General features: G+C 68.9%; 21 protein-coding genes and 3 tRNA genes. 8 read left to right on the plus strand and 16 right to left on the minus strand.

Going from position 1 to position 25,869, the window contains the following annotated elements; all coding sequences use genetic code 11:
• Positions 1–10 precede the first annotated feature (10 nt).
• From mutM to ABNQ40_RS29235, 3 genes are all read right to left on the minus strand, one after another.
• On the minus strand, positions 11–853 hold the full coding sequence (gene mutM / locus ABNQ40_RS29225) for a bifunctional DNA-formamidopyrimidine glycosylase/DNA-(apurinic or apyrimidinic site) lyase (RefSeq protein ID WP_109490541.1): 843 nt from the start codon (positions 851–853) through the stop codon (positions 11–13).
• A 65-nt stretch (positions 854–918) separates the two neighbouring features.
• A complete protein-coding gene (gene pip / locus ABNQ40_RS29230; protein WP_109490540.1) occupies positions 919–1,869 on the minus strand; it encodes a prolyl aminopeptidase in 951 nt (316 codons plus the stop codon).
• Positions 1,870–2,013: 144 nt separating this feature from the next.
• Positions 2,014–2,090, minus strand: a tRNA-Arg gene (locus ABNQ40_RS29235).
• 466 nt (positions 2,091–2,556) lie between these two features.
• On the opposite strand from ABNQ40_RS29235, the gene ABNQ40_RS29240 reads away from it, so the two are divergent.
• Positions 2,557–4,656, plus strand: coding sequence for a methyl-accepting chemotaxis protein (locus ABNQ40_RS29240; protein WP_146255540.1), 2,100 nt, complete (start codon positions 2,557–2,559; stop codon positions 4,654–4,656).
• Between the two features lie 170 nt (positions 4,657–4,826).
• On the opposite strand, the gene ABNQ40_RS29245 is transcribed toward ABNQ40_RS29240, so the two are convergent.
• Positions 4,827–4,903 (minus strand) — tRNA-Arg (locus ABNQ40_RS29245).
• Between the two features lie 233 nt (positions 4,904–5,136).
• On the opposite strand from ABNQ40_RS29245, the gene gpt reads away from it, so the two are divergent.
• Positions 5,137–5,631, plus strand: a complete 495-nt coding sequence (gpt, locus tag ABNQ40_RS29250) for a xanthine phosphoribosyltransferase (RefSeq protein WP_042693907.1) — start codon at positions 5,137–5,139, stop codon at positions 5,629–5,631.
• A 159-nt stretch (positions 5,632–5,790) separates the two neighbouring features.
• Complete coding sequence (locus ABNQ40_RS29255; protein WP_109490525.1) at positions 5,791–7,443, plus strand: hypothetical protein; 1,653 nt, start codon at positions 5,791–5,793, stop codon at positions 7,441–7,443.
• A 25-nt stretch (positions 7,444–7,468) separates the two neighbouring features.
• Here ABNQ40_RS29255 and ABNQ40_RS29260 read toward each other — a convergent pair whose 3' ends face one another.
• From ABNQ40_RS29260 to ABNQ40_RS29275, 4 genes are all read right to left on the minus strand, one after another.
• Positions 7,469–8,296: an ABC transporter permease gene (locus ABNQ40_RS29260; RefSeq protein ID WP_109490524.1), complete on the minus strand. Its 828-nt coding sequence runs from the start codon at positions 8,294–8,296 to the stop codon at positions 7,469–7,471.
• Positions 8,293–9,255, minus strand: coding sequence for an ABC transporter permease (locus ABNQ40_RS29265; RefSeq protein WP_109490523.1), 963 nt, complete (start codon positions 9,253–9,255; stop codon positions 8,293–8,295). The genes ABNQ40_RS29260 and ABNQ40_RS29265 overlap by 4 nt, the downstream gene beginning before the upstream one ends.
• A gap of 36 nt (positions 9,256–9,291) precedes the next feature.
• On the minus strand, positions 9,292–10,788 hold the full coding sequence (locus ABNQ40_RS29270) for an ABC transporter substrate-binding protein (protein WP_109490522.1): 1,497 nt from the start codon (positions 10,786–10,788) through the stop codon (positions 9,292–9,294).
• Between the two features lie 92 nt (positions 10,789–10,880).
• On the minus strand, positions 10,881–12,722 hold the full coding sequence (locus ABNQ40_RS29275) for an extracellular solute-binding protein (RefSeq protein WP_109490521.1): 1,842 nt from the start codon (positions 12,720–12,722) through the stop codon (positions 10,881–10,883).
• A 164-nt stretch (positions 12,723–12,886) separates the two neighbouring features.
• Here ABNQ40_RS29275 and ppa point away from each other — a divergent pair, with 164 nt between their 5' ends.
• Positions 12,887–13,444, plus strand: coding sequence for an inorganic diphosphatase (ppa, locus tag ABNQ40_RS29280; RefSeq protein ID WP_012975242.1), 558 nt, complete (start codon positions 12,887–12,889; stop codon positions 13,442–13,444).
• Between the two features lie 167 nt (positions 13,445–13,611).
• Here the strand turns inward: ppa and ABNQ40_RS29285 are convergent, their stop codons facing one another.
• Positions 13,612–14,673: an NAD(P)H-binding protein gene (locus tag ABNQ40_RS29285; protein WP_247880132.1), complete on the minus strand. Its 1,062-nt coding sequence runs from the start codon at positions 14,671–14,673 to the stop codon at positions 13,612–13,614.
• On the opposite strand from ABNQ40_RS29285, the gene ABNQ40_RS29290 reads away from it, so the two are divergent.
• Positions 14,651–15,709 (plus strand): LysR family transcriptional regulator, encoded by a 1,059-nt coding sequence (locus tag ABNQ40_RS29290; protein ID WP_247880131.1) that lies wholly within the window; start codon positions 14,651–14,653, stop codon positions 15,707–15,709. The two genes, ABNQ40_RS29285 and ABNQ40_RS29290, sit on opposite strands and share 23 nt — an antisense overlap.
• A gap of 2 nt (positions 15,710–15,711) precedes the next feature.
• On the opposite strand, the gene ABNQ40_RS29295 is transcribed toward ABNQ40_RS29290, so the two are convergent.
• Positions 15,712–16,662: an L-lactate dehydrogenase gene (locus ABNQ40_RS29295; protein ID WP_109490519.1), complete on the minus strand. Its 951-nt coding sequence runs from the start codon at positions 16,660–16,662 to the stop codon at positions 15,712–15,714.
• A gap of 185 nt (positions 16,663–16,847) precedes the next feature.
• Here ABNQ40_RS29295 and ABNQ40_RS29300 point away from each other — a divergent pair, with 185 nt between their 5' ends.
• Complete coding sequence (locus tag ABNQ40_RS29300; RefSeq protein WP_109490518.1) at positions 16,848–17,318, plus strand: DoxX family protein; 471 nt, start codon at positions 16,848–16,850, stop codon at positions 17,316–17,318.
• Positions 17,319–17,484: 166 nt separating this feature from the next.
• A complete protein-coding gene (locus ABNQ40_RS29305; RefSeq protein ID WP_109490517.1) occupies positions 17,485–20,196 on the plus strand; it encodes a bifunctional acetate--CoA ligase family protein/GNAT family N-acetyltransferase in 2,712 nt (903 codons plus the stop codon).
• A 321-nt stretch (positions 20,197–20,517) separates the two neighbouring features.
• On the opposite strand, the gene modD is transcribed toward ABNQ40_RS29305, so the two are convergent.
• From modD to ABNQ40_RS29330, 5 genes are read right to left on the minus strand one after another with little or no spacing between them, the layout of a single operon-like run.
• Positions 20,518–21,348: a ModD protein gene (gene modD / locus ABNQ40_RS29310; protein ID WP_109490516.1), complete on the minus strand. Its 831-nt coding sequence runs from the start codon at positions 21,346–21,348 to the stop codon at positions 20,518–20,520.
• A gap of 29 nt (positions 21,349–21,377) precedes the next feature.
• A complete protein-coding gene (locus ABNQ40_RS29315; protein ID WP_109490515.1) occupies positions 21,378–22,373 on the minus strand; it encodes a magnesium transporter CorA family protein in 996 nt (331 codons plus the stop codon).
• The gene (gene folD / locus ABNQ40_RS29320) at positions 22,370–23,275 is read right to left on the minus strand and encodes a bifunctional methylenetetrahydrofolate dehydrogenase/methenyltetrahydrofolate cyclohydrolase FolD (RefSeq protein WP_109490514.1); all 906 of its coding nucleotides are present in this window, start codon (positions 23,273–23,275) and stop codon (positions 22,370–22,372) included. Before folD ends, ABNQ40_RS29315 begins: the two co-directional genes overlap by 4 nt.
• A 1-nt stretch (position 23,276) precedes the next feature.
• On the minus strand, positions 23,277–23,630 hold the full coding sequence (locus ABNQ40_RS29325) for a DUF167 family protein (protein ID WP_158285638.1): 354 nt from the start codon (positions 23,628–23,630) through the stop codon (positions 23,277–23,279).
• 2 nt (positions 23,631–23,632) lie between these two features.
• Positions 23,633–23,917, minus strand: coding sequence for a YggT family protein (locus ABNQ40_RS29330; protein WP_109095889.1), 285 nt, complete (start codon positions 23,915–23,917; stop codon positions 23,633–23,635).
• A gap of 318 nt (positions 23,918–24,235) precedes the next feature.
• Here ABNQ40_RS29330 and ABNQ40_RS29335 point away from each other — a divergent pair.
• Positions 24,236–24,311: transfer RNA gene (locus ABNQ40_RS29335), tRNA-Ala, on the plus strand.
• A 164-nt stretch (positions 24,312–24,475) separates the two neighbouring features.
• On the opposite strand, the gene ABNQ40_RS29340 is transcribed toward ABNQ40_RS29335, so the two are convergent.
• Complete coding sequence (locus tag ABNQ40_RS29340) at positions 24,476–25,834, minus strand: folylpolyglutamate synthase/dihydrofolate synthase family protein (protein ID WP_109490513.1); 1,359 nt, start codon at positions 25,832–25,834, stop codon at positions 24,476–24,478.
• Positions 25,835–25,869: the final 35 nt, after the last annotated feature.

Raw genomic sequence — 25,869 nt, forward strand, 5'->3', positions numbered from 1 at the left:
CCCAGCTATATCACCGTTGGCGCGCCGCACAAAAGAAAGTCGAGCGGCCCGACTGTACAATCCGCTGAACGCCCCCCGTCCGGGCAGGATCGCAGTCGCAGTCGGGGCAGCCCTCCCCCTCCCGGTCGTAGACGGCGAACTGGTGCTGGAAATAGCCCAGCTCCCCCGACGCCTGCCGGTAGTCGCGGAGCGAGGAGCCGCCGGCGGCGATGGCGCGCTCCAGCACCTCGCGCACCGCGGCGGCGAGGCGGTCGACCTCCCCGGCGGTCAGGCTGGCGGCGGTGCGGGTCGGCAGGATGCCGGATCGGTAGAGCGCCTCCGACACATAGATGTTGCCCAAACCCGCGACGATGCTCTGGTCGAGCAGGGCGGCCTTGATCGGGGTGATCTTGCCGGCCAGACGGCGGGCGAGGTCGGGGCCGGAGAATTCGTTGCCGAGCGGCTCCGGCCCCAGATTGCGCAGCATCGGGTGGTCGCCCAGCGCGTCGGCCACCGTCAGGTCCATCAGCCCGAAGCGGCGGGCGTCGTTGAAGGTGACGATGGTGCCGGCATCGGTCTCGAACACCACATGATCGTGCTTGTCGAAGGCGTCGGGCCGTTCCGGCGCGATGATCATGCGGCCGGACATGCCGAGATGGGCGATCAGCACGCCGCCGTCATCCAGATGCATCAGGATGTATTTGGCGCGCCGCCGCACCGACGTGACCACACGCCCGGTCAGCCTTTCGCAGAAGCGCGGCGGAAAGGGGGTGCGCAGGTTCGGCCGCCGCTGTTCCACACGGACCAGCCGCCGGCCTTCGAGATGCGGGGCGAGGCCCCGGCACACCGTCTCGACTTCGGGAAGTTCAGGCATCGGCAGAGTGTGGGGTGGGAGGGGCAGAAGTTAAAGCCCTCTCCCGGGACGGGAGAGGGTGGATCTCAACGGTACTCTTTGAACCGCTCGGTCGCCTGGATCAGCGCGGCGCGGATGCCGGGTTCCATGGCGGAATGGCCGGCGTCGGGAACGATGCGGTAGTCGGCTTCCGGCCAGGCGCGGTGCAGAGCGTCGGCGGAGATCACCGGGCAGACGATGTCGTAGCGGCCCTGCACGATCACCGCCGGCAGATGGCGGATGCGGTCGACGTCGCGCAGGAGCTTGTCCTCCGGCGTGAAGCGGTTGGAGCGGAAGTAATGCGCCTCGATCCGCGCCAGTCCGAGGGCGTGGCGGTCCTCGCCGCTGGCCGCGATCAGGTCGGGCGACGGCAGAAGCGAGGAACAGCTTCCCTCATAGATGCTCCACACCCGCGCGGCGGCCATGCGCACCGTCGGGTCGGACGAATCGAGCCGCTTCCAGAAGGCCTCCAGCAGGTCGCCGCGCTCGTTTTCCGGGATATGGCCGGCGAAGGCGGCCCAGGCCTCGGGGAAGAGGATGCGCATGGAATAGAGGAACCAGTCGATCTCGCTCTTCCGCATCAGGAAGATGCCGCGCAGGATCAGCCCCAGGCAGCGGTCCGGGTGGGTCTGGGCATAGGAGAGCGCCAGCGTCGAACCCCAGGAGCCGCCGAACAGGTGCCAGCGCTCGATGCCGAGATGGCGGCGCAGGGTCTCGATGTCCTCGACCAGCCGTTCGGTGGTATTCTCGCGCGTTTCGCCCAAGGGCGTGGAGCGGCCGGCACCACGCTGGTCCATCACGACGATGCGGTAATGGGCGGGATCGAAGAAGCGGCGGTGGGTGGGCGAGGCGCCGGCCCCCGGACCGCCATGCAGGAACATCACCGGCACGCCGCGCGGGTTGCCCGCCTGCTCCCAATAGACCGTGTGGATCCCGTCGACGGCAATCGTGCCGGTCTGGAACGGGTCGATGGGCGGATAGAAGTCGCTGCGGGGCATGGCCATGCATCCAGTGGTGCGGGCCCCGAGTGTAGAGGAGCCACCGGGGCTTGCGCCAGCGCGACGAGGCTCAGAAGCGGAACCCCAAACGACAAAGGCCGCCCGGAGGCGGCCTTGCATGTCGATCACTGTGCTTTTGAAGAATGGCGCGCCCGAAGAGATTCGAACTCCTGACCCTCAGATTCGTAGTCTGATGCTCTATCCAGCTGAGCTACGGGCGCGCTGTGTATCCTTCAGTCCCGGCGTCGGCGGCAGGCCGTCGGCGTCGAGGCGCGCAACATACTCAGAAGCCCCCTGCCCCGCAAGCGCTTTTTTATCGAAAAATCGCGCCCTGCCCGGCCGACGATCCGTTCACGATACATCCGCTTCCCATGCCGCCCGGATGGGCACCGGCGACTTGCGGATCTGGCAATGAAAGCGGTTTTTTGTGTGACATATCGTCGCAAGATTAAGGTTTCATAAGAGATTTCCCGGCCTATGATGCGGTATTGACGAGCGTACGCTTGTGAATTTGCGCCAAACAGTTGAAGAACCGCCCCGTCGGACAGAAAACAATGAACGGCAACCATGGCTGTTCATTGGAATCGATGGTCCGGCTTGAAGAAGAACGGTCACCTTGTAGGGAGCGGGACGCTCACCAGCAACGAAGCGGTATCGCCGCATATACGGATGAAGTGTGACCCGTCCATGATTCAGCTTCGAAAGACTTCGCTCAGAGCGGTTCTCAGCGTGGTGATCGGTACCATCGGACTGCTCGCGGTCTTCACGAGCGTCTCGGACCTCGTCGATACGGCGCGCAACGCCCGCGATGCCGGCCGCGTCGCCACGCTCGCCGCGACCAGCCAGCAGCTTTACGAGGCCCTGCGCTCGGTGCGGCTGGAGCGCGCCACGACGCTGGTCCCGCTGCGGGCCGACACAGTGGCCGATGACGCAACGGTGAAAGCGGTGGCAGAGCTGCGGGGGAAGGCCGAGGCCGCCTTCGCCCCCGGCATGGCGGCGCTCGACCGGCTCGACCCTGCCGGTTTCGGCAAGTACGCGATGGCGATCCGGTCGAGCCACGATGCCCTGAACCAGCTGCGCGGGCAGGTGGACACCGCGCTGCGCACGCCGAAGGCGACGCGCGACCGCGCCACCGCAGAGTCCTGGCCGAAGGTCGCCGATGCCTACCTGGCCTCGGTGCAGGCGGCGACCGACGCCGTCGATGCCGGCATGGCCCTGGTCGATCCGACCACCGACCAGCTTCTGTCCCTGAAGCGCGCCGCCTGGGTCGTCCGCCTGCGCACCTCCACCGAAATCCTGTCGGCCAGCACCGCCATCGGCGAGGGCCGGCCCTGGACCCAGGCGGAAATCCTGACGGCGGCGGAGGAGCGCGGCCGGATCGATACGGCCTGGAGGATCATCACCGATGCGGCGAAGCGTCCCGACACGCCCAAGCGCATCGTCGAGGCCGTCGAGGCCGCCCAGAGCAAGTTCTTCGAGACCGGCGGCGCCCGGCGCAAGACCGTCCTCGACGCCCTGTCCACCGGCGGCAAGCCGGACATCACCGCGGAGGCCTGGGTGAAGCGCGAGGCCGCCGACCAGGCGCCGCTCAACGCGCTGGTCAACGCCGCGCTGGAGGAGATGGTGGCCCACGCCGACTTGAAGGCGAGCGGGGCCGAGCGCGAACTGTTCACCCAGTCCGTCATCCTGGCGCTGGCCATCGGGCTGTCGGCCGCCGGGCTGCTGCTGGTGTGGCGCCGGGTGACCCGGCCGATCCACATCCTGACCGTAGCCATCGACCGGCTGGCCCAGCGCGATTACGAGGTCGAGCTGCCGAACGACGGGCGCGGCGACGAGATCGGCCGGATGCAGCAGGCGCTGCTGGTGCTGCGCGACAACGGGCGCCAGCATGCCGACATGGTGCAGGCGCAGGTCGCCGCCCAGGCGGCGGCGGCGGCGCGCACCACGGCGGTCGACCGGCTGTGCGGCGATTTCAGCGGCCGGGTCGGCACCAGCCTGGAGTCGGTCGAGAGCGCCGCGGCCCATCTGATGGGCACTTCGGCAGCGGTGACGCGGATCTCGGAACAGTCGGCCGGCGACAGCGGCGCCGTCGCCGCCGCGGCCCACGAGGCCTCCGCCGGCGTCGAGACCGTGGCCGCCGCGGCGCAGGAGCTGTCGGCCTCCATCGGCGAGATCAGCCGGCGCATGGCGGAATCCGCCACCATCTCGCAGGACGCCATCGAGCGGACGGAGCGGACCGACAGGATCATCGTCGAGCTGGCCGCCGCCAGCGAGGCCATCGGCGCCATCGTCACCCTGATCGGCGACATCGCCGGCCAGACGAACCTTCTGGCGCTGAACGCCACCATCGAGGCGGCACGGGCGGGCGAAGCGGGCAAGGGCTTCGCCGTCGTCGCCAGCGAGGTCAAGGGTCTCGCCACGCAGACGGGGCGCGCCACCCAGGACATCACCGACCGGATCGCCCGCATCCAGGCCATGACCCAGGACGCCGTCGACGGCGTGCGGTCGGTGTCGACGGTGATCCGGCAGATGAACGGCGTCACCACCGGCATCGTCGCCGCGGTGGAGGAACAGGGGGCGGCGACCAACGAGATCGCCCGCAACGTGCAGGAGGTGTCGACCGCCGCCGGCCGCATCTCCGCCAGCATCTCCGACCTCGCCCGGACGGTGGAGCAGTCGCGCACCGTCGCCGCCGACGTGCTGGAGGCGGCGGAGCTGATGAACCGGCAGGCGGAAGCACTGAAGGACGACGTCGGCGGCTTCCTGGCGGAAATCCGGCGGGCGTAACGGCGGACGTCGCCGGTCGAGGACCGGGCGGGGCCAGTGGTCCCGCCCTTTTCCGCAGGACCGCAGCCTACGCGAAGACTTGACCGGCAAAGACTTGGCCAGGGCCTGGGCCTGAAAACACTAAAGGCGGCCAGAGGCCGCCCAGTCGTCAGTATCGGATTTTGGAAAGATGGCGCGCCCGAAGAGATTCGAACTCCTGACCCTCAGATTCGTAGTCTGATGCTCTATCCAGCTGAGCTACGGGCGCGCTATGTATCTTTCGATCCCGGCGTCGGCGGCAGGCCGTCGGCGTCGAGGCGCGCAACATACTCAGAAGCCCCCTGCCCCGCAAGCGCTTTTTTCACGAATTTTCGCCCCGGCCGGGAGCCCCCTGCGGCGGCCCCTGCGACCGTGGGTCCCGGACGGCCGAATCGCCCCGGATTGCCGGGCGGCGGCGGCTGGGTTATACAGTCCACTTGCTGTTTTTGGAGAGTCAGTACCGTGGCCGAAGCCCCCTTCAACAAGCATTTCCCGGTGTCCTGGGAAGAGCTCCACCGCAATGCCAAGGCGCTGGCCTGGCGCCTGATCGACCGCGGCCCGTGGAAGGGCATCATCGCGATCACGCGCGGCGGCATGGTTCCCGCGGCGATCATCGCGCGCGAGCTTGAGATCCGCATGATCGACACCGTCTGCGTCTCCAGCTACGACCATCAGCAGCAGCGCAACGCGACGATCCTGAAGGGCGTCGAAGGCGCCAATGCCGGCGACGGCGAGGGCTGGCTGATCATCGACGACCTGGTGGACACCGGCAAGACGGCGGAGATCGTGCGCAAGATGCTGCCGAAGGCGCATTTCGCCACCGTCTACGCCAAGCCGGCCGGCCGGCCGCTGGTCGACACCTTCATCACCGAAGTCAGCCAGGATACCTGGATCCACTTCCCCTGGGACATCGAGCTGCAATTCTCGCAGCCGATCGCCAAGCAGCGGAACGGCTGACCGGCGCCCGACCGAAGCTCGTCCTTCCCGTCCGGCCCCATCCGGCCGGGGAGGGCCCGCCCGGTTCATTACATAAAAATTTACAGTTTGCGTCCTAAATGACGCGCGGCGGAGCACCTGCGCCCGCCGACGCCTTCAACATCGCGTGGCGGCCCGCGCATGAGCGACGAATTGACCGGCGACCTCCGCCCGGATGAGCTGCACCAGGAAGACCTGCGCCAGAAGATCGACGCCCTGGTGACGCGGCTGCCGGCCAGCCTCGTCTACAGCCTGCTGAGCGAGATCGAAGGCATGGACAGCGAGCCGACCGACCGGGTCCAGCTCGTCCGCCAGTATGTCATCGAGTATCTGAACCGCCAGCGCACCAACCGCGCCCGCCGCCTGTTCACCAACCTGTTCGAAGCCTTCCTGATCGACGACGACGTGCTGTACCATTCCGGCGTCTCGATCCCCGGCATGCTGCAACGGGTCGATGTCGGCGCCCTGTGGGAGGCGCTGAGCCGCGACGCCTTCCCCCTGCTGGCGGTCGAGGCGCAGGAAACGCTGGACGAGATGGCGCGCGGCGACGTGATCGACCGCATCCTGCGCTCCCCCGTCGCCATGGTGATGAAGGAGCGGATGCGCGTCGCGTCGGTGAAGCATCTCGACGCCGTGCTGGCGAACAAGAAGGCGGCGGACGAGCTGCTGGCCGGCATGTCGCGCAACCGGCCGCGCCGCACCCGCCTGATGTCGGGCTTTCTGGAAAAGACGCCGCACATCGACCTCGCCACGCTGCGGCTGATGCATCTGGTCCTGACCAACGCCGAGGGGCCGGTGAAGCCGGTCGCCGACCGGCTGGAGGATTTCCCCGCCAGTTGCAGCAGCGAGATGGAGGCGAACCGGCTGGCCGACCTGCTGCTGGACGCCACCGAATCGCTGCGCGACCGCTGCGGCGACGATCTGGCGGCCATGCTGCCGCTGTCGGTGCTGTCGGTGAATCGCAACTACCCGGTGGCGGCGCTCTATATCCGGCAGAGCGGCGTCGATCCCGGCCGCGGCGACGCCATGACCGCGGCGCTGACCGGCCATTTCATCGGCGTCACCCGCGCGCTGACCGCGGCGCTGAGCGTCGTCCTGAAGCTGAACGAGCGCGTTCCCGGCTCCGCCATCCGGCCCAGCGCCAAGGAGAAGGCGCGGCTGGAGGCGCTGGTGCAGCGGCTGGACCAGCTGGTCCACGCGGCGACCTCGGCCGGGCTGATGGAGGACCGGCGCAGCGAGCCGGCCTTCCGCAATGCCTGGACCCAGGCGGCGAAGATCATCGGCAGCCGCGTCGCCGCGGTGGCGATGGAACGCTCCGCCCAGGCCGCCGCCGCCCGGCGCCAGCCGGTGATCGACCATGCCGACATCGTCTGGCTGGACCGGCTGCTGTGGCGCTGGCAGGCGATGTCGCGCGATTTCGGCTTCGAGACCTACGATCTGGTGAAGTGGCGCGAAACCCTGCTAGAGGAGCTGCGCGCCAACGTCGAGAAGGCGATGAAGTTCGAGGACGCCGATCCGCTCGACGAGCGGATGGAGCATCTCCTGCGCATCAACGCCATCGCCGGCGTGTTCGGCCAGCGGGTCAGCGCCTGGATTCCCACCTTCAGCCACAACATGACCCGCCTGCTGTCGCACCGTCTGGAGCGCGGCGGCGTGCTTGGCGGCGACGAGCAGGCGATCATCGACGACCTCGTCGCCACGGCGCGCACCGAGGTGGGCAAGTCGCGCTATTGGAAGAGCAACGAGCTGATGGACCTGATCGAACTGTCGGAGCGGACGCGGCAGGCGGGGTGAGCCCTGCCTTTCACATCACCCCGGCTCATAGTATCCCAGACGACCGGTGCCGTGGGTCGAGCCAGTCGCGCAAGCCATCCCCCAGCATCGTCAGCCCCATGACGCTCAGCGCAATCGCCACACCCGGAAAGACCGCCTGCAACGGGGCGGTGAACAGGTGGGTCTGGGCGTCGCCCAGCATCTTGCCCCAGCTGGGGCTGGGCGGCTGGATGCCGAGGCCGAGATAGCTCAGCGCCGCCTCGTTGACGATGGCGACGGCGAACAGGACTGTGGCCTGGACCACGACGATGCCGGCGATGTTCGGCAGCACATGCACCAGCGTCACCGACAGCGGCCCCCGCCCCAGCGCCAGCGCCGCCCCGACGAAGGGCCGCCGCCACACCGCCAGCGCGGCGCCGCGGGTGACGCGGGCCAGCACCGCGGCATTGAACAGGGCCAGCGCCACGACGACGTTGATCGCCCCGGCGCCCAGGGCGGCGGTCAGCAGGATCGCCGTCAGCACGGCGGGAAAGGCGAAGACCAGATCGCCCAGCCGCGCCACCGCCTCGTCCCCCCAGCGTCCCAGTCCGGCGGCCAGCAGCCCCAGCGGCACCCCGCCCAGCAGCCCCAGCCCGACCGCCGCCGCGCCGACGGCCAGCGAGTTGCGGGCGCCGACCATGATCATCGACAGCACGTCGCGCCCGAAATGGTCGGTGCCGAGCCAGTGGGCGGCGGTGGGCGGCTTCAGCCGGGCGATCACCCGCACCTGCTCCGCCGGGTAGGGCGTCCACAGCAGCGACAAGAGCGCCATGGCGACCAGCAGCAGGGTCAGCCCGGCGCCGAGATGGAGGGAGAGCGGAAGGCGGCGCTTCACGGCACCCCTCCTTGCCCTGCGGCCGGGGGCCGTGGATCGGCCAGCGCGCAGGCGATGTCGACCAGGGCGCTCACCAGCACGACGAACAGCGCCAGCAGCACGACCACCCCCTGCACCACGATCAGGTCGCGCTGGCCGATGGCCTGATAGAGCAGCCGGCCCAGCCCCGGCAGGGTGAAGACATTCTCCACCACCACCGCGCCGGCCACCAGGAAGGAGATCTGCAATCCCAACACCGTCGCCACCGGGATCAGGGCGTTGGGCAGGGCATGGCGCAGCAGGACGGCCATGCGGCCCACCCCCTTGGCGCGGGCGGTGCGGATATGGTCCTCGCCCAGCGTGTCGAGCACGGCGGTGCGGGTGACACGGGCGAGGATGGCGGCCTCCGGCACCGCCAGCGCCAATGCCGGCAGCAGCAGCGCCTGCAACGCCGGGCCGATGCCGGCGCTCCAGCCGGGGAAGCCGCCGGCCGGAAACCAGTGGAGGGTCAGCGAGAACAGCAGGATCAGCAGGATGGCGATCCAGAAGCTGGGCATCGACACGCCGAGCTGCGCGAAGCCCAGCACCGCCCAGTCGCCCCCCCTGCCCCGCCGCGCCGCCGCCAGCAGCCCGAGCGGCAGGGCCAGCATTGTGCTGAGGACGAGGGACAGCAGGGACAGCGGCAGGGTCACCGCCAGCCGCTCCGCCACCAGATCGGCCACCGGGCGGGCATAGGTCAGGCTGACGCCGAGGTCGCCGCGCGCCAGCCCGCCGGCCCAGTGCAGGTAGCGGGTAAGGATGGGCCGGTCGAGGCCCATCTGGCTGCGCAGTGCCGCCAGCGTGTCGGGCTGGGCATCGATGCCCAGCATCAGCAGCGCCGGGTCGCCGGGAACCAGTTGCAGCACCGTGAAGACCACGATGGTGGCCAGCCAGACGGTGACGGTCAGGCTGACCAGCCGTCGCAGCAGGAACGCAAGCACGCGGGTCTATCCTTACTTGGCCTTACTTGCTTGGCTTTATTTCCAGGAAACGCCGGTGACGTCGTTGGCCTGGACCGGGCGGTTCACCCACATGCCGGTCAGGCCGGCCTTCTGCACCGTCACCGACGGCAGCATGAAGAGGAAGCCGTTGACCGCATCCTCCGCCAACAGCTTCTGCTCCTCGCCGTAGAGGGTGTTGCGCTTCGCCGGGTCCTGGGTGCGGTTCAGCTCGTCGTTGAGGGCGTTGAAGCGCTCGCTCCTGTAATTGAAGTAGTAGTCGGGTCGGGCGTAGATGTCGATGTCCAGCGGCTCGGTGTGGGCGATCATGGTCAGATCGTAGTCCTTGCCCTTGAACGTCTTTTCCAGCCAGGCCGCCCACTCCACCGGCTCGATCTTCGCGCGGATGCCGACCTCGGCCAGCATGGCGGCGACCAGTTCGCCGCCGCGGCGCGCATAGGGCGGCGGCGGCAGGCGCAGCGTGGTGTCGAAGCCGTTGGGATATCCCGCTTCAGCCAGCAGAGCCTTCGCCCTGGCTGGGTCGTAGGGATACATCCCGGTCAGGTCGACATAGCCCTCGCGGTGCGGCGGGAAATGGCTGCCGATGGCGACGCCGTTGCCGTAGAGCACGCCCTCGATCAGCGTCTGGCGGTCGATGGCATGGGCCATGGCGCGGCGGACGCGGACATCGTCGAAGGGCTTGCGGGCGTTGTTGGTCGACAGCAGCGTCTCGCCTTCCGTCGAGCCGACCATGACCGTGAAGTTCGGGTCGTTGCGGAATTCCGGCAGCGCCTCGTAGGTGCTGAACAGGGTGAAGGCGTCGATGTCGCCGGCCTTCAGCGCCGCCACCTGGGCGGCCGGATCGCTGATGAAGCGGAAGGTGACGCGGTCGATCTTCGGCTTCGCCCCGTCATAGTCGGGGTTGCGCACCAGCACGACGCGGTCGCCGGCGACCCAGCGGTCGAACTTGAAGGGACCCGTGCCGACGGGCTTCTGCTTGTTGGTCGCCGCCGATTCCGGGGCGACGATGGCGGCGTCGCCGCTCGCCATGTGGAACAGGAACAGGCCGTCGGGGCGCGACAGGGTGACGACCGCCGTCTGCGGGTCCGGCGTCTCCACCTGGGCGATGGGAGCGAAATAGGCCTTCTGCGCGTTCACCGACTCGGCGGCGCGGGCACGGTCGAGCGTGAACTTCACGTCGGCGGAATCGGCGGTCGTGCCGTCGTGGAACTTCGCGTTGGGGCGCAGGGTGAAACGGTAGGTCAGCCCGTCTTCCGACACGCTCCAGCGCTCCGCCAGTCCGGGCACCAGCCTGCCGTCGGCATCGACGCGCAGCAGCGGCTCGAACAGGTTGGCGTAGGTGACTTCCTTGATCGCCCCGGCCGCACCGGCGCTGGGGTCCAGATGCGGCGGCTCCAGCGCCATGCCGACCACGAGGTCGGTGCGCGGCTGGGCCAGCGCCGCCTGCGATGCGGCGGCCAGCGCCAGCGCGGCGGTGGCGGCGGCAAGGGTGAAGCGCTGCTTGGCGGTCGGCATGGTTGGCAAACTCCCCCGTCTCGTCGTTACCGACGGTCTCTTTGCCGCGATGATGCGGTGCGGCGAGGGAGAGCGCAAGGGAAGCCCTGTGCCTATTCCACCCACCAGCTTTCCAGCATCGGACCGTAGAGCGGGGTGACGGCGGGACGGTTCAGAGTCGCCCAGCGGGCGATGCGGTCGACCGGGCTGTGATAGAGCGGGACCATGTAATGCCCCCACAGCAGGACGCGGTCGAGCGCCCGCACCCGGCCGACCAGGGCGGCCCTTGTGGTGGCGGCGGCGATGGAGCGGGCCAGCGCATCGACCACCGGGTCGCGGATGCCGGCAAGGTTGCGGCTACCCTCCTGTCCGGCCGCATCGGATCCGTAATAATAGAGCTGCTCGTTGCCCGGCGAGAGGGTGGAGGCCCACCAGCGCATGGTCATATCGAAATCGAAACGCTCCAGCCGGGCCTGGAACTGGGCGCTGTCCACCGTGCGGACGCGGGCCGCGATCCCCAGTGGCTCCAGCGAGCGGGCGAACTCCAGCGCCACCCGCTCCTCCGACGGATCGGACAGCAGGATTTCGAAGGCGAAACGGTTTCCAGCATCGTCGGTCAGCCGGCCGTCGCGCACCCGCCAGCTGGCCTGCTCCAGCAGCCGCAGCGCCTCGCGCCGGTTGGCGCGCAGGCCGGCCGGCCCGTTGCTGCCACCATTGCTGCCGGCGTTGCTGCTACCGTTGCCGATGTCCGGCAGGGTGAAGGGCTTGGTGAAGAGATCGGGCGGCAGGCGGTCGCGGAAGGGCGTCAGCGCCTGCAACTCCTCGCCCTGCGGCAGTCCCTGGGCGGCAAGCTCGGAGTTGGGATAATAGCTGGCGGTGCGGGTCAGCAGACCGTGGAACAGGCTGCGGCCGATCCAGTCGAAATCCGGCGCCATCCCCAGCGCCCGGCGGACCCGGACATCGGCGAACAGCGGGCGGCGGGTGTTGAAGATCAGGCCGCGCGCCGGTTCGGGGCGGTGGTTGGGCAACTCCTCCTTGACGATGCGGCCGTCCCGCAAGGCGGGACCGTCGTAGCCGGTGGCCCATTTGGCCGGATCGCTCTCGTAACGAACGTCTCCCTGCCCCGCCTTGAAGGCCTCCAACGCCACCGAATCGTCGCGGTAATAGTCGAACTCCAGCCGGTCGGCATTGAACTGCCCGACACGGACCGGCAGGTCGCGGCCCCAATAGTCGCGCACCCGCTCATAGACGATGCGGCGGCCGGGATCGACGGAGGCGACGCGGTAGGGGCCGCTGCCCAGGATCGGCTCCAGCGTCGTCCGGCTGAAATCGCGCCCGGCCCAGAAGGCCTTCGAATGGATCGGCATCAGCCCCATCAGCAGCGGCATCTCGCGGTCGATGCTGCCGTCGGGGTTGGGGGCGAAGGCGAAGCGGACGGTCTGCGGGTCGGGCGCCTCGGCCGCCGTGACCTTGGCGTAGAACAGGCGGCGGTTGGGGGTGCCGTGCTGCCGCTGCGCCTCCAGCGAGAACAGCACGTCGGCGGCGGTCAGCGGCGTGCCGTCATGCCAGCGCGCCTTCGGGTCGATGTGGAAGGTGACGGCAGAGCGGTCGTCCGCCACCTCGACCCGGTCGGCCAGCAGGCCATAGAGCGAGAAGGGCTCGTCCCACGAGCGCGTCAGCAGCGTCTCGAAGACGTAGCCCATGCCCAGCGCCGGCACGCCCTTGACGATGTGCGGGTGCAGGCTGTCGAAGCTGCCGGTCACCGCCTGCCGGATGGTCCCGCCCTTGGGTGCCGCCGGGTTGACGTAGGGGAGGGCGGTGAAGTCCGCCGGCAGGGCCAGATCGCCATGCATGGCGATGCCGTGATGCGGCGATTCCGCCGAAGCCGGATGGGGCGCCAGCACGGCCAGAAGGGTGAAAAGAAGGACGATCGGAAGGAGGATCGGACTGGGCATGACCGGCAGGGTTGCCGCTTTGCCGCACCTGCGCAAGAGCCCGCGCAAGTTCCTTGGACTCAGGATGCGTTCCGCCTAAACTCCCGCCCCGCGTGGCGCCGGACCGGGCATCGGCGCCAAAACAAGAATGTGCCCTGAATACGCCAGTCGAAGGAACGCGATACATGGATCTGAGCAAGCTCGCCGCGGGCAAGAATGTGCCCTGGGACGTGAACGTCGTCATCGAGATTCCGATCGGCGGCCAGCCGGTGAAGTACGAGGTCGACAAGGACTCGGGCGCCGTGTTCGTCGACCGCTTCCTGCACACCGCGATGTTCTATCCCTGCAACTACGGCTTCATCCCGCACACCCTGTCGGGTGACGGCGACCCGGTGGACGTCTGCGTCGTCGGCCAGCACGGCGTCGTCCCGGGCGCGGTCCTGCGCTCGCGCCCCATCGGCGTGCTGTACATGGAGGACGAGGCCGGCGAGGACGAGAAGCTGCTGGCCGTTCCGGTCGACAAGCTGCACCCGTTCTACACCGACGTGAAGAACTACACCGACCTGCCGGCCATCGTGACCGAGCAGATCGCCCACTTCTTCGAGCACTACAAGGATCTCGAGAAGAACAAGTGGGTGAAGGTCCGCGGCTGGGGCAACGCCGAAGAGGCCGCCAAGAAGATCGAGGAAGGCCTCGCCCGCGCCCTGGAAGCCAACAAGGGCAATCCGGGTCCGGTGGTCTGAGGGTAGCGTGCGGCCTCAGAGTTTGTGAGTTTCCACGACCTCTCTCGGCCGTCATTCCCGCGAAGGCGGGAATCCAGATCACTCAAGCACTTGATTGCTAGGTTTCCTGGATCCCCGCCTTCGCGGGGATGACGGCCGAAGATGGTTCCGCTAAGACTTGCAGACATTCAGCCAAGCTGACCTGAGGCCACACGGTCGGGCATGCATCTCCCCGCCTCCGGCATGTCCGCCGGCTGCGCGGGGAGATGCCCCAGCCCTTCAAGGGTCCGGCGCACCGCGAGGTCCAGCGGCGTGTGCGGTTCCTCGCCCAGGAAGGCCAGCAGGCGGCGGTTGTCCAACCGCACCGGGCGTTGCCAGAGATAGCGCATCTCGCCGAGTTCGCGGAACAGCGGCACCGCCACACCGGCCAGCCGCAGCAGCCACCAGGGCATCCGCCGCACCGGCAGGCCGGGCTTGCCGAGCGCACGGGCGATGGCCGCGGCCATCCGGCTTCCATCGGCATCCCAATGGCCGTCCATGTGGAACGTCGCATCGTCGCCCAGCTCCGCCTCGCGGTCGAGCAGGCGCATCGCCGTTTCCGCCACGTCGGGCAGATAGGCCCATTGATGGCCGATCCCCGGCCGGCCCGGCTGGTTGATGCGGGTCGGCGGCTTGCCGGGCGTCAGCAGGCCCTGGCTGAACCAGCTGCTGCCGGCCTTGGGTCCGAAGAAGTCGCCGCAGCGCAGGATCAACAGCCTCGCCCCCTGCTGCACCGCGCGGTGCAGGCGGCGCTCCATCTCCACCCGGATGGCGCCCTTACGGGTCAGCGGGGTCTGCGCCGCGGTTTCCGGGATCAGTGGGAAGACGTCGGGGCCGTAATTGTAGACGGTGCCGGGCAGCAGGATGCGGGCGCCGTTCGCGCAGGCCGCGGCGATGCTGTTGTCGACCATGGGTAGAACCAACCGGTCCCAATCCTTGTAGCCGGGCGGGTTCACCGCATGGACGATCAGCGCCGCCCCCTCGGCCGCCGCCGCCACGTCGGCGGCGTTCATCGCATCGCCGACCACCCATTCGATGCTGCCCGGCTGCGGCTGCACCTGCTCGGCCGGCTTGCGGCGCAGGCCGCGCACAGTCCAGCCGCGCGCCGCCAGCGCCCGCGCCAGTTCGCCGCCGACCCCGCCGGTCGCCCCCAGAACCAGTGCGATCCTGCCCTTACCGGTCGCCTGCATGCCGGTCATCTGTCCTGCCATCGCCGCCTCCATCGCCTTCCGCTTGGTGATGGAGGAGGATGGACCTGGGAGAGGGCTGAACGGAATTGTCGAACTGCGGCTAACCGCTATACTGAAATCGATGAGCCAGCCGCCGCCCAGTTGGGACCTTTACCGCAGTTTCCTGGCCGTGATCCGCGAAGGGTCGCTGTCGGCAGCGGCGCGCGCCCTGGGGTTGACACAACCGACGCTGGCCCGCCATGTCGCGGCGCTGGAGGAGGCGGTCGGCGGCTCGCTGTTCGTGCGCTCGCCGCACGGACTGGATCCCACCGACGCGGCACTGGCGCTGAAACCGCAGGCGGAGGCGCTGGACGCGGCGGCGGCCAGCCTGTGGCGCACCGCATCGGGCTATGGCGGGACGGGTGGTGGGACGACGGGGGGCGGGGCGGAGGTGCGCGGCACGGTGCGGGTCACCGCCAGCGAGGTGGTGGGCGCCCGCATCCTGCCGGCGATCCTGGCAGACTTGCGCGAACGCCACCCCGCCCTGGAGATCGAACTGGTGCTGTCGAACGCCGTCGACGATCTGCTGCAACGCGATGCCGATGTGGCGGTGCGGATGGTGGAACCCGACCAGCAGGCGTTGCTGGTCAGGCGGATCGGCATCGTCAGGCTCGGCATGCACGCCCGCCGCGACTATCTCGACCGCCACGGCATTCCGCAGTGTCTGGAGGATCTCGGCCGCCACAGCCTGATCGGCTTCGACCGCGAGACGCCCGACATCCGCTCCATGATGCGGCGGGCGCCGGGCCTCACCCTGCCCCGCTTCGCCCTGCGGTCCGACAGCCATCTGGCCCAGCTGTCGGCCATCGAGGCCGGGTTCGGCATCGGCATCTGCCAGGTCCCGCTGGCGCGGCGGACTCCCGGTCTGGTCCGGCTGCTGGCCGACGCCTTCGACATGCCGATGGGCATGTGGGTCGCCATGCACGAGGATCTGCGCTCCACCCCCCGCTGCCGCGCCGTCTTCGACGGGCTGGCGGCGGGGCTAAAGGACCATGTGTCGGCGGATCCTGTGACGTAGCGTCAACGGCTCCAGCCCATCCGGCGTTCGACGCCGTCGGCGGCTTCCTTCAGGATTTCGGCGCTGCGGCGGAGCGCCGTCTCCTCCTCCGCCGACAGGTTGGGCAGGATTGTGTCCACCACGCCGCCGGCGCCGATGACGCGCGGCAGCGACAGCACCACCTGCGGCACGCCGCAGACATCGTCGGTCAGCATGGCGCAGGTCGCCACCATCCGTTCGTCGGCGCCAATGGCCGAGACCAGCCGGGCCAGCCCGCCGCCGATGCCGAAGGCGGTGTGGCCCTTGCCGTTGATGATGCGGTAGGCGGCGCGGCGCACACCCTCGTCGATGGCGGCGCGGTCGTCGCCCGTCAGGCGGCGGCGGAGCTGGGCGGCCGCCTGCTCGACGGACAAGCCGGCGACGGTGGCGCTCGACCACAGCAGAACTTCAGAGTCGCCATGCTCGCCAACCACATGGGCGTGGACGGAGCGCGGCGTCACCGCCAGCTGTTCGGCCAGCAGGGCGCGGAAGCGCGCGGTGTCCAGCACGGTGCCGGAGCCGATGACCCGGTTGCGCGGCAGCCCGCTGATCCGCGTGGCGATCTGCGTCATCACGTCGACCGGGTTGCTGGCGACCAGCAGCACGGCGTCGGGGGCCGCCTTCAGCACCTCCGGAATGATGGCGCCGAACACCTTGGCGTTGCGTTCCAGCAGCTCCAGCCGGGTTTCGCCCGGCTTCTGGGCGACGCCGGCCGACAGCACGACCACCCCCGCCCCCTCCAGCGCAGCATAGGAGCCGGCACGGACGGTGACGGCATGGGTGAAGGGCACGGCATGGGCGATGTCCTGCGCCTGGGCCTGGGCCAGCGCCTCGTTCATGTCGACCAGCACGACCTCGCTGGCCGCGCCGGTGGTCACCATGGCGAAGGCGGCGGTGCTGCCGACGAACCCCGCCCCGACGATTCCGACCTTCATGCAGTCCTCCCCGAACCCGTTTCACGGTGAATTGTGCTGGATCAATGATGGAAATAAAAGAACTCAAATAATGGCCGGGTGTGTCGCGGACTCTTTCCGCCCCCCTGCCTGTCAGCCAGCATTCCCATCAGCGGTTTTCCAGCCAAACAGGCGAAATTCACTAGAATTTTAAGGATTGACCGATCATGTCCACTGGAATCGCAAACGCTACAGGGTCCCATGCCACCGATGGCGCATCGCCGCTCGCCGCCCTGATCGGCCCGGCTGTTCTGCCCGACCGCTTCTCACCGGCGCTGGCGATGAACGGTGTGCGCATTCTGCTGGGTCTGTTCTATGCCCCGCATGTCTACCAGAAGCTGAGCGGCATCGACGCCTCCCTGGCCTTCTTCGCCAAGGCCGGGCTGGAGCCGGCGCCGCTGTTCCTCGGTCTCGCCATCCTGTGCGAATCCGTGGCGTTCGTGACGCTCGTCGGCGGCTTCTTCACCCGCTGGACCGCCCTGCTGTCCGCCGGCTGCATGGTGGTGGCCGCCTATGCCATCATCGCCACCAAGGGGGTCAACTGGTACTGGGCCAAGGGCGGGGTGGAGTATCTGGTGCTGTGGGGGCTGCTGTCCCTGGCGGTGGCGGCGGACGCCTGGCGCCGGACCTCGAAGTAAGGACGGCGCGACGAAACGCCTCTTGCCCAATGGTCATACCGGACCTTAGTGTTGCGGCGCAGCAAATGGCGGGGATGAAAGTCCGGTCCTGTGCTGTTCGTCATCAAAACCGTCGGTAGCCCATGGCACACTGGGGCCGGCGTCTTTCCCCGCACCGGATCCGGTCATGACCGTTCGCAACCTCGACAAGCTGTTCAAGCCCGCCTCCATCGCCCTGATCGGCGCCAGCCGCAAACCCGGCACGGTGGGAGCGGTGGTGGCCCGCAATCTGTTCCAGGCCGGCTTCGACGGCCCGGTGATGCCGGTCAACCCGACCGAGCGCGCGGTGGAAGGGGTGCTGACCTACAAGACGGTGGACAGCCTGCCGATCACGCCGGACCTGGGCGTCATCTGCACCGCCCCGGACACGGTGGCGGCGACCATCGACGCGCTGGGCAAGCGCGGGACCAAGGCCGCCATCGTCATGACCAAAGGCATGTCGGCCGAACAGACCCAGGCGATGCTGGACACCGCCAAGCCCTATCTGATGCGGGTGCTGGGCCCGAACAGCCTGGGCGCCATGGTGCCCGGCCGCGGCATGAACGCCAGCTTCGCGCCGGTGGCGCCGCGCAAGGGCGACGTGGCGCTGGTGGCGCAGAGTTCCATGGTGCTGACCTCGGTCGCCGACTGGGCGACCTCGCGCGGGATCGGCTTCTCGCATCTGGTGTCGCTGGGCGACCGCGGCGACGTCGATTTCGGCGACTTGCTGGACTATCTGGCCTCCGACGTCACCGTGCGCGCCATCCTGCTCTATATCGAGAGCATCACCCAGGCCCGCAAATTCATGTCGGCCGCCCGCTCCGCCTCGCGCCAGAAGCCGGTGATCGTCATCAAGGCCGGACGGTCGGACGAGGCGCAGGAGGCTGCGGCCAGCCACACCGGGGCGCTGGCGGTGTCCGACGCCGTCTATGACGCCGTGTTCCGCCGGGCCGGCGTGCTGCGGGTGAACGATCTGGCCGAGCTGTTCGACGCCGCCGGCACGCTGGGCACCGGGGTGCCGATCACCGGCGACCGCTTGGCGATCCTGACCAACGGCGGCGGCATGGGGGTGATGGCCACCGACAAGCTGATCCAGGCCGGCGGCCGGCTCGCCGCCATGGCGCCCGAGACGCAGGAGGCGCTGGCGAAGGCGCTGGGTCCGCAGCCGGGTGGGGGGCAGCCGGGCGGCGCCCCCTTCCGCAACCCGCTGCGCATCGGCGCCGACGCCACGCCCAAGCGCTATGCCGAGGCGCTGAACGCGCTGATGCAGGACACCGGCAACGACGCCGTGCTGGTCCTGCACTGCCCGTCCGCCCTGACCGACAGCGAGGCCATCGCCCAGGCGGTGGCGGAGACGGTGCAGGCCAACAAGGCGCGCCGCCATCCGGTGCTGACCAGCTGGATCGGCGACCAGTCGGCTTTGGAGGCGCGCAAGCTGTTCGCCGAGGCCCGCATCCCGACCTACAGCGGCCCGTCCGACGCGGTGCGCGCCTTCATGCATCTGGTGCGCTACCGCCGCAGCCAGCAGCTGCTGATGGAGACCCCGCCGTCGGTGGCCGAGGATTTCCAGCCCGACGAGATCACCGTGAAGAAGGTGATTTCCCGCGCCATGGCCGAGAAGCGCGAGTGGCTGAGCGAGTATGAGGCCAAGCGCGTTCTGGCCGCCTACGGCATCCCGGTGGTCGAGACCCGCGTCGCCCAGACGCCGGAGGAGGCCGCCGCCGCCGCCCGCGTCATCGGCGGACCGATCGCGCTGAAGATCCTGTCGCACGACATCACCCACAAGTCGGACGTCGGCGGCGTCGCTCTCGGCCTGACCAGCCCGGAGGACGTGAAGGCGGAGGCCGAGGCGATGCTGGCCCGCGTCGCCGAGCTGGCGCCGGAGGCGAAGATCGAAGGCTTCACCGTGCAGGAGATGGCGGTCCGCCCCGACGCCTACGAGCTGATCGTCGGCATGACCGAGAACGAGATGTTCGGCCCGGTCCTGCTGTTCGGCGAGGGCGGCATCGGCGTCGAGGTGGTGGAGGATTACGCGCTGGCCCTGCCGCCGCTGAACATGAAGCTGGCGGCCGAACAGATGAGCCGCACCCGCATCCACCGCCAGCTCCAGGGCTACCGCTCGCGGGCGGCGGTCGATCTGGACGCGGTGGCGCTGACGCTGAACAAGGTCAGCCAGCTGGTCGTCGATTTCCCCGAGATCGCGGAGATGGACATCAACCCGCTGCTGGCCGACGCAGAGGGCGTGACGGCGCTGGACGCCCGCATCAAGGTCGGCGTGCCGGCCCTGGCGGGGGCGGCGAGGCTGGCGATCCGCCCCTATCCGAAGTCGCTGGAAGACCGCATCACCATCAAGGACGGCCGTCAGTTCTTCGTCCGTCCGATCCTGCCGGAGGACGAGCCGCTGGTGCACCATCTGGTGGAGAACCAGACGGCGGAAGATCTGCGCCTGCGCTTCTTCGCCCCGCTGAAGCGTCTGTCGCACCAGGCGGCGGCGCGGCTGACCCAGATCGACTACGACCGCGAGATGGGGCTGATCGCCGTCGGTCCCGACCCGCAGACCGGCGACACCATCATGTATGGCGTGGTGCGCATCACCGCCGACCCCGACAACCGCCGCGCCGAATATGCGGTGATGGTGCGGTCCGACATGAAGGGCCAGGGGCTGGGCTACATCATGATGAACAAGATCCTCGATTACGCCCGCTCGCGCGGCATCAAGGAGGTCTATGGCGAGGTTCTGCGCGAGAACACCAACATGCTGAACATGTGCCGCGCGCTGGGGTTCGTCCGCAAGGAGAACCTGGACGAGCCCGGCGTGGTGGAGGTCCGCATCGAACTGGGCGGCGGGCTGGCGGCCTGAGCGTCTCTTCTATACCGGCGGTTGACTAAAGGCACGGATGGGGCAATATCAGGCTTGGCGGGCAGGGGCTATCCTCCCCTGCCCGCCGGCCCGATCCTTACCGGTAGAGGTCAAGCAGCCGCTTGACGATCTCCAGAACGAGGATCAGGAGCTTGAGGATATGCAACATCCTCTTCACTCCTCGTAAGCGGCGGGGATGGCGGCCAGTCCGCCATCCCGTCCGCGCCGCCACTGTGGCGCACGCATAGGTATTGCGGAAGCGCTTTCACTCGCAAAATCAGGAATTCCGGTGACTGCGACCTGCCGTCGCGGGCTTCGCTTTTACGCCGGCCCCAGCACGACCTTCACGTCGGCGGGCTGGCCGAAGAAGGGGGCCGAGGTGATCAGCAGGCGGCAGCCGGCCGCGGCATAGGCGGCGGCGTTCGCCTCGGTCACGCCGCCGGCCGGGGCCACCACCGGCGGCGGGGTCAGGTGCCTTGTCGCCTCGATCACCGCTCGGGCGGCGGCGGGCGGCAGCTTTTCCAGCTGGATCACATCGGCGCCGGCCTCTGCGAAGGCCACGGCCTCCTCCATCGACCCGACCTCCACCACGATCTTCTTTTCCGGGGCCTTGCGGCGCAGCGCGGCGATCCAGGCCTCCGGAGCGTCGCTCAGGAAGGCGCGGTGTTCGGGGAAGACCAGCAGCGTTTCCGACAGGCCCAGCCGGTGCATCACCGCCCCGCCCGCCTGCACCGCCTTGACGCTGAGATCCTTCGCACCGGGGAAGTTCTTTCGGGTGCAGGCGACGGTCACGCCGGGAGCCGCCTCGACGATGCGGCGGGCGCGGGTGGCGATGCCGGAGGCGTATTCGACCAACGTCTGCGCCACCTTCCAGGCATGGTGCAGCGCCCCGGCCGGGCCGTCCGCCTCGAGGAAGAGCGTTCCGGCCTCGACGGCGGTGCCGCTGGGCTCGACGCGCAGGGCCCGGCCGCCGGCCCTCTCCACCAGACGTGCCGCCTCCTCCGTCCCCGCCAGCACCATGGCGCCGCGGGCGGCGAAGCTCATGCGGGCATGACGGGCGGCGATGCCGAGCGAGCCGGTGGTCAGGTCGCCGTAGGGAACATCCTGCGCCAGAAGCGCGTCGAGGGCGGCGTCGGGCAGGATGGTCGTCATCGGCGGGATTTCCCTGTTGTAAGGTGGGTTTACAGCCAGCCGCGCCGGCGGAAGTACCAGAGCGGGACCACCGCCGACAACACCATCAGCAGGATGGCCATCGGGTAGCCGAACTCCCAGTCCAGTTCCGGCATGTGCTTGAAATTCATGCCATAGGCGGACGCGATCAGCGTCGGCGGCATCAGCGCCACCGAGACGACCGAGAAGATCTTGATGATGGCGTTCTGTTCGATGTTGATCAGGCCGAGCGTGGCGTCGAGCAGGAAGTTCGCCTCGTGCGCCAGGAAGCCGGCATGTTCGGTCAGGGACCGCAAGTCGCGCGTCATCGTCTTCAGCGCGGTCTTCTGGTCCTTGTTCAGCCGCCCGCCGCTGACCGAGGTCATGAACACCACCAGCCGGTCGAGGCCGGCCAGGCTGTCGCGCACCTTGTGGGTCAGGTCGCCGGCCCGGCCGATGCCGCGCAGCACGTCCTGCAGCTCGTCGGGCTTCTTGGCCGCCTTGCCGAAACCGCCGCCGTCCAGCGAATCGTCGAAGACGCGGGCCGACAGCTCGTCGATGCGGCCGCCGACCAGTTCCAGCACGTCGGCGACCCGGTCGATCACCGCGTCCAGCAGCCCGAACAGCGCGCTCTCCCCGGTCGCCAGCAGTTCAGGCTGGCGGACGCAGCGGGCGGCGAAGGTGATGACCGGCAGCGGTTCGGTGTAGCGCAGCGTGATCAGGTGGCGCGGGGTCAGCACGAAGGTCAGCTCGCCCTGCTCCGGATGGGGCGAGGTGGCGCGCGAAATGATGGGAGAGGTCATGTAGATCCCCTCCCCCTCGACATAGAGCTGGCTGGAGGCCTCGATCTCCTTCATCTCCTCGCGCGTCGGCAGGTCGCAGCCGGTCAGCGCGCCGACATGGGCGCGCTCCGCTTCGGTCGGACGCAGAAGGTCGATCCAGACAGCGCCACCCGGCAAAGGCTCGCCGAGTTCCAGCGGCTGGCGCACCACCCGCCCGTCTTCGGCACGGGCATGGACGGTGATCAAAGGGCAGCCTCTTCGGGCACCGGCGCGCCGGCGGCGCGGCAGGCCGCGGCCAGCGTGTTCAGCATCAGGCAGGCGATGGTCATCGGGCCGACGCCGCCGGGAACCGGCGTGATGGCGCCGGCGACCTTCACCGCCTCGTCGAAGGCGACGTCGCCGACCAGACGGGTCTTGCCCGGTTCCGCCGCCGGGACGCGGTTGATGCCGACGTCGATCACCGTGGCGCCCGGCTTGATCCAGTCGCCGCGCACCATCTCCGGCCGGCCGACCGCCGCCACCAGGATGTCGGCGCGGCGGCATTCGCCGGCCAGATCGGCCGTACGGGAATGGGCCAGCGTCACCGTGCAGTCGGCTTGCAGCAGCAACTGCGCCATCGGCTTGCCGACGATGTTGGAGCGGCCGAGCACCAGCGCGCGCTTGCCCTTCAGGTCGCGGCCCAGCGTGTCGCGGATCAGCAGCAGGCTGCCCAGCGGCGTGCAGGGGACGATGGCGCCCGGCTGGCCGGTGGCGAGCAGGCCGGCATTGACGACGTGGAAGCCGTCGGCGTCCTTTTCCGGGACGATGCGGGCCAGCACCTTCTGGGTGTCGATGTGCCTGGGCAGCGGCAGCTGGACCAGGATGCCATGCACGGCCGGGTCGGCGTTCAGGCGGTCGATCAGCGCCAGCAGGTCGGCTTCGGCCATGTCGGCCGGCTCGTGATGGTCGAAGCTGTTCATGCCCAGCTCGACCAGCGCCCGCTCCTTGGAGCGGACATAGACCTGGCTGGCCGCATCCTCGCCCACCAGCACGACGGCCAGACCGGGGGTGACGCCGTGGCTGGCCTTCAACGCCGCCACGCCGTTCGCCACCCGCGCACGCAGGCCGGCCGCAAAGGCCTTGCCGTCGATGATCTTCGAGTCCGCCATGCTACTCTCCACCCTCGCTGCCCACATCGTCGATCAGGGGCGACAGCCGCGCCAGCAATGCCGCCGGGTCGCCCGCCACATGCAAAATCTTGTTCCGGTCGGTGGCGCCGGCCACCACGGTCAGGCTGGTCTTGGGCAGTTTCCATGCCTTCGACAACAGTTTTATGACGGCCTCGTTGGCCTTGCCGTTTTCCGGCACCGCCGTGACCGCCAGCTTGAGCACCCGTTTCCCCTCCCCCTTCGCATCGACCGCATCGGCCGTGCCGGTGATAGCGTTGCGCGACGCCTTGGGCGTCACCCGCAGCGCCACCCGCAGCCCGTCGGCCACCGCCTCGAAGGGGGAGGAGGATGCCACGGTCAGAAGCGCGGCCAGTATTGGGCCATCAGGTTCTGGATGAAGGAGATCGCCAGCAGCACGACGATGGGCGACAGGTCCAGCCCGCCCAGGTTGGGCAGGACGCGGCGGATCGGGCGCAGCACCGGCTCGGTGATGCGGTACAGGAAATCGCCGATCAGGTAGACCGCGCGGTTGCGCGTGTTCACGATGTTGAACGCCACCAGCCAGCTGAGGATCGCCGACAGGATCAGGACCCAGAAGAACAGGTCGAGGATGGTGTTGATGAGCAAATACAGCGCGATCATGCCGGGCCAGCTCCAGTGCGGTTTTTGCGACGGCCGCGCGCAGAGGGTTGCGCAGCGGGCGCCAGCCTTTTCCGGGCACCCTAAGCATAAGCGGCGAGACCTGTCCAGTACGGCGGCCCGCCGATCGGCCGGGCAGCCTGCGGCGGATCGGCCGTCCTATGCCCCACGCTGCGTCCCGCCCTGCGCCCCATCCCGAGCCCCCTCCCACGTCATCGCACGCACACGTCATTTTTTCTGAATCAAGCGCTTGACAGCATCCCCTGCGATGGACAATATCCGCGCCACGCCGGGGCGACGAAGACGCAACGGTGTGAGTGTGGGGCCGTAGCTCAGCTGGGAGAGCGACGCGTTCGCAATGCGTAGGTCGGGAGTTCGATCCTCCTCGGCTCCACCATTTTCCCCTTCCCTGGAAGGGTGAGACAAGTTGATAGAAGGTCAGCGGGCGTTGCCGGGAACGGCATCTGGCCCGCTTTTTCGTTTTGGGCCTTGTGCAGCCAGCAGACGTTGCCGGCGGACGCGATGGTCCGCCGGCATCCATGATTGGAAAACTCGAAAGGCTCACCCGTTCTCCGCCAGCACCGTCCCGGCAAGGTAGAGCGAGCCGCAGATCAGCACGCGCGCCGGGGTCTGGCGGCCGGCCACCAGATCGGCAAGGGCTGCGTCCACCCCGTCGGCGGCGGCGTGGTCGCGGATGCCGCAGAGATTGGCGGTCTCGCAGGATTCCTCGGCGGTGAAGCTGGCTTCCTCGCCGGGGATCGCTACCGCGCGCAGGGAATGGGTGAAGGGGGCCAGGGGTCCCAGGAACTCGAACGGATCCTTGCTGGACAGCATGCCGTAGATCAGCAGCAGCGGCAGGGAAGAGCCGCCATCCGATCCCTCATCCGGTTGCCCGTGCGACCAGTCGACCGCCTGCCGGGCCAGAACCTCGCCCGCCGAATCGTTGTGGCCGCCGTCCAGCCACAGTTCCCAGCCCGCGGGCAGGCTTTCGGCCAGCGGGCCGCGGGTCAGCCGTTGCAGACGGGCCGGCCATTCGACGCCGGCAAGGCCGCGGCGCACCGCCTCGTCGTCAACCGCCAGCGGCAGATGGTCGAGGCAGGCGATGGCGACGCCGGCATTGATGATCTGGTGGGCGCCGGCCAGTCCGGGCATCGGCAGGTCGAGCCGCCGTCTGGCGCTCTCGAAGCGGAAGCCGTCCGGACGCTCTTCCACCGACCAGCTCTGGATCGGGGCGGCGATGGCGTTGGCGCGCAGGTTCAAGGCCTTCAGCGCGTCGGCTTCCGGCTGCGGCGCCAGGACCACCGGGATGCCGGGCTTGAAGATGCCGGCCTTCTCGCTGGCGATCTCCAGCAGCGAGTCGCCCAGGAACTGGCGGTGGTCGTAGGAGATGCGGGTGATCGCCGTCACCGCCGGCCTGTCCACCACATTGGTGGCGTCCAGCCGCCCGCCCAGGCCGGTCTCCAGCAGCACGACGTCGGCCGGCACGCGGGAGAAGGCGAGGAAGGCCGCGACCGTCGTCACCTCGAAGAAGGTGATCGGGTTGCCGGCGTTGGCGACCTCGCATTCCTCCAGCAGGGCGGCCAGATGATCGTCGTCGATCAGGCGCCCGGCAAGACGGATGCGCTCGTGGAAGCGGACCAGATGCGGCGAGGTGTAGACATGGACGCGATGACCGGCCGCCTCCAGCATCGCGCGCAGGAAGGCGACCGTCGATCCCTTGCCGTTGGTGCCGGCGACATGGACCACCGGCGGCAGCTTCCGCTCCGGATGGTCCAGCGCCGCCAGCAGACGGTGCACCCGGTCCAGCGACAGGTCGATGACCTTGGGGTGAAGCCCCTTCAACCGATCCAGCACCGGGTCGGAACGGGTCGCCGCCAGCCTTGCGGACGGGTTGGCCAGCGGGGTGGGGGCGTCGCTCATGATCGTCTCTGGTCGGATGGTCGCGGGGGTACGGC

The organism is Azospirillum sp. A23 (genome assembly GCF_042938965.1).
Lineage (GTDB): Bacteria > Pseudomonadota > Alphaproteobacteria > Azospirillales > Azospirillaceae > Azospirillum > Azospirillum melinis.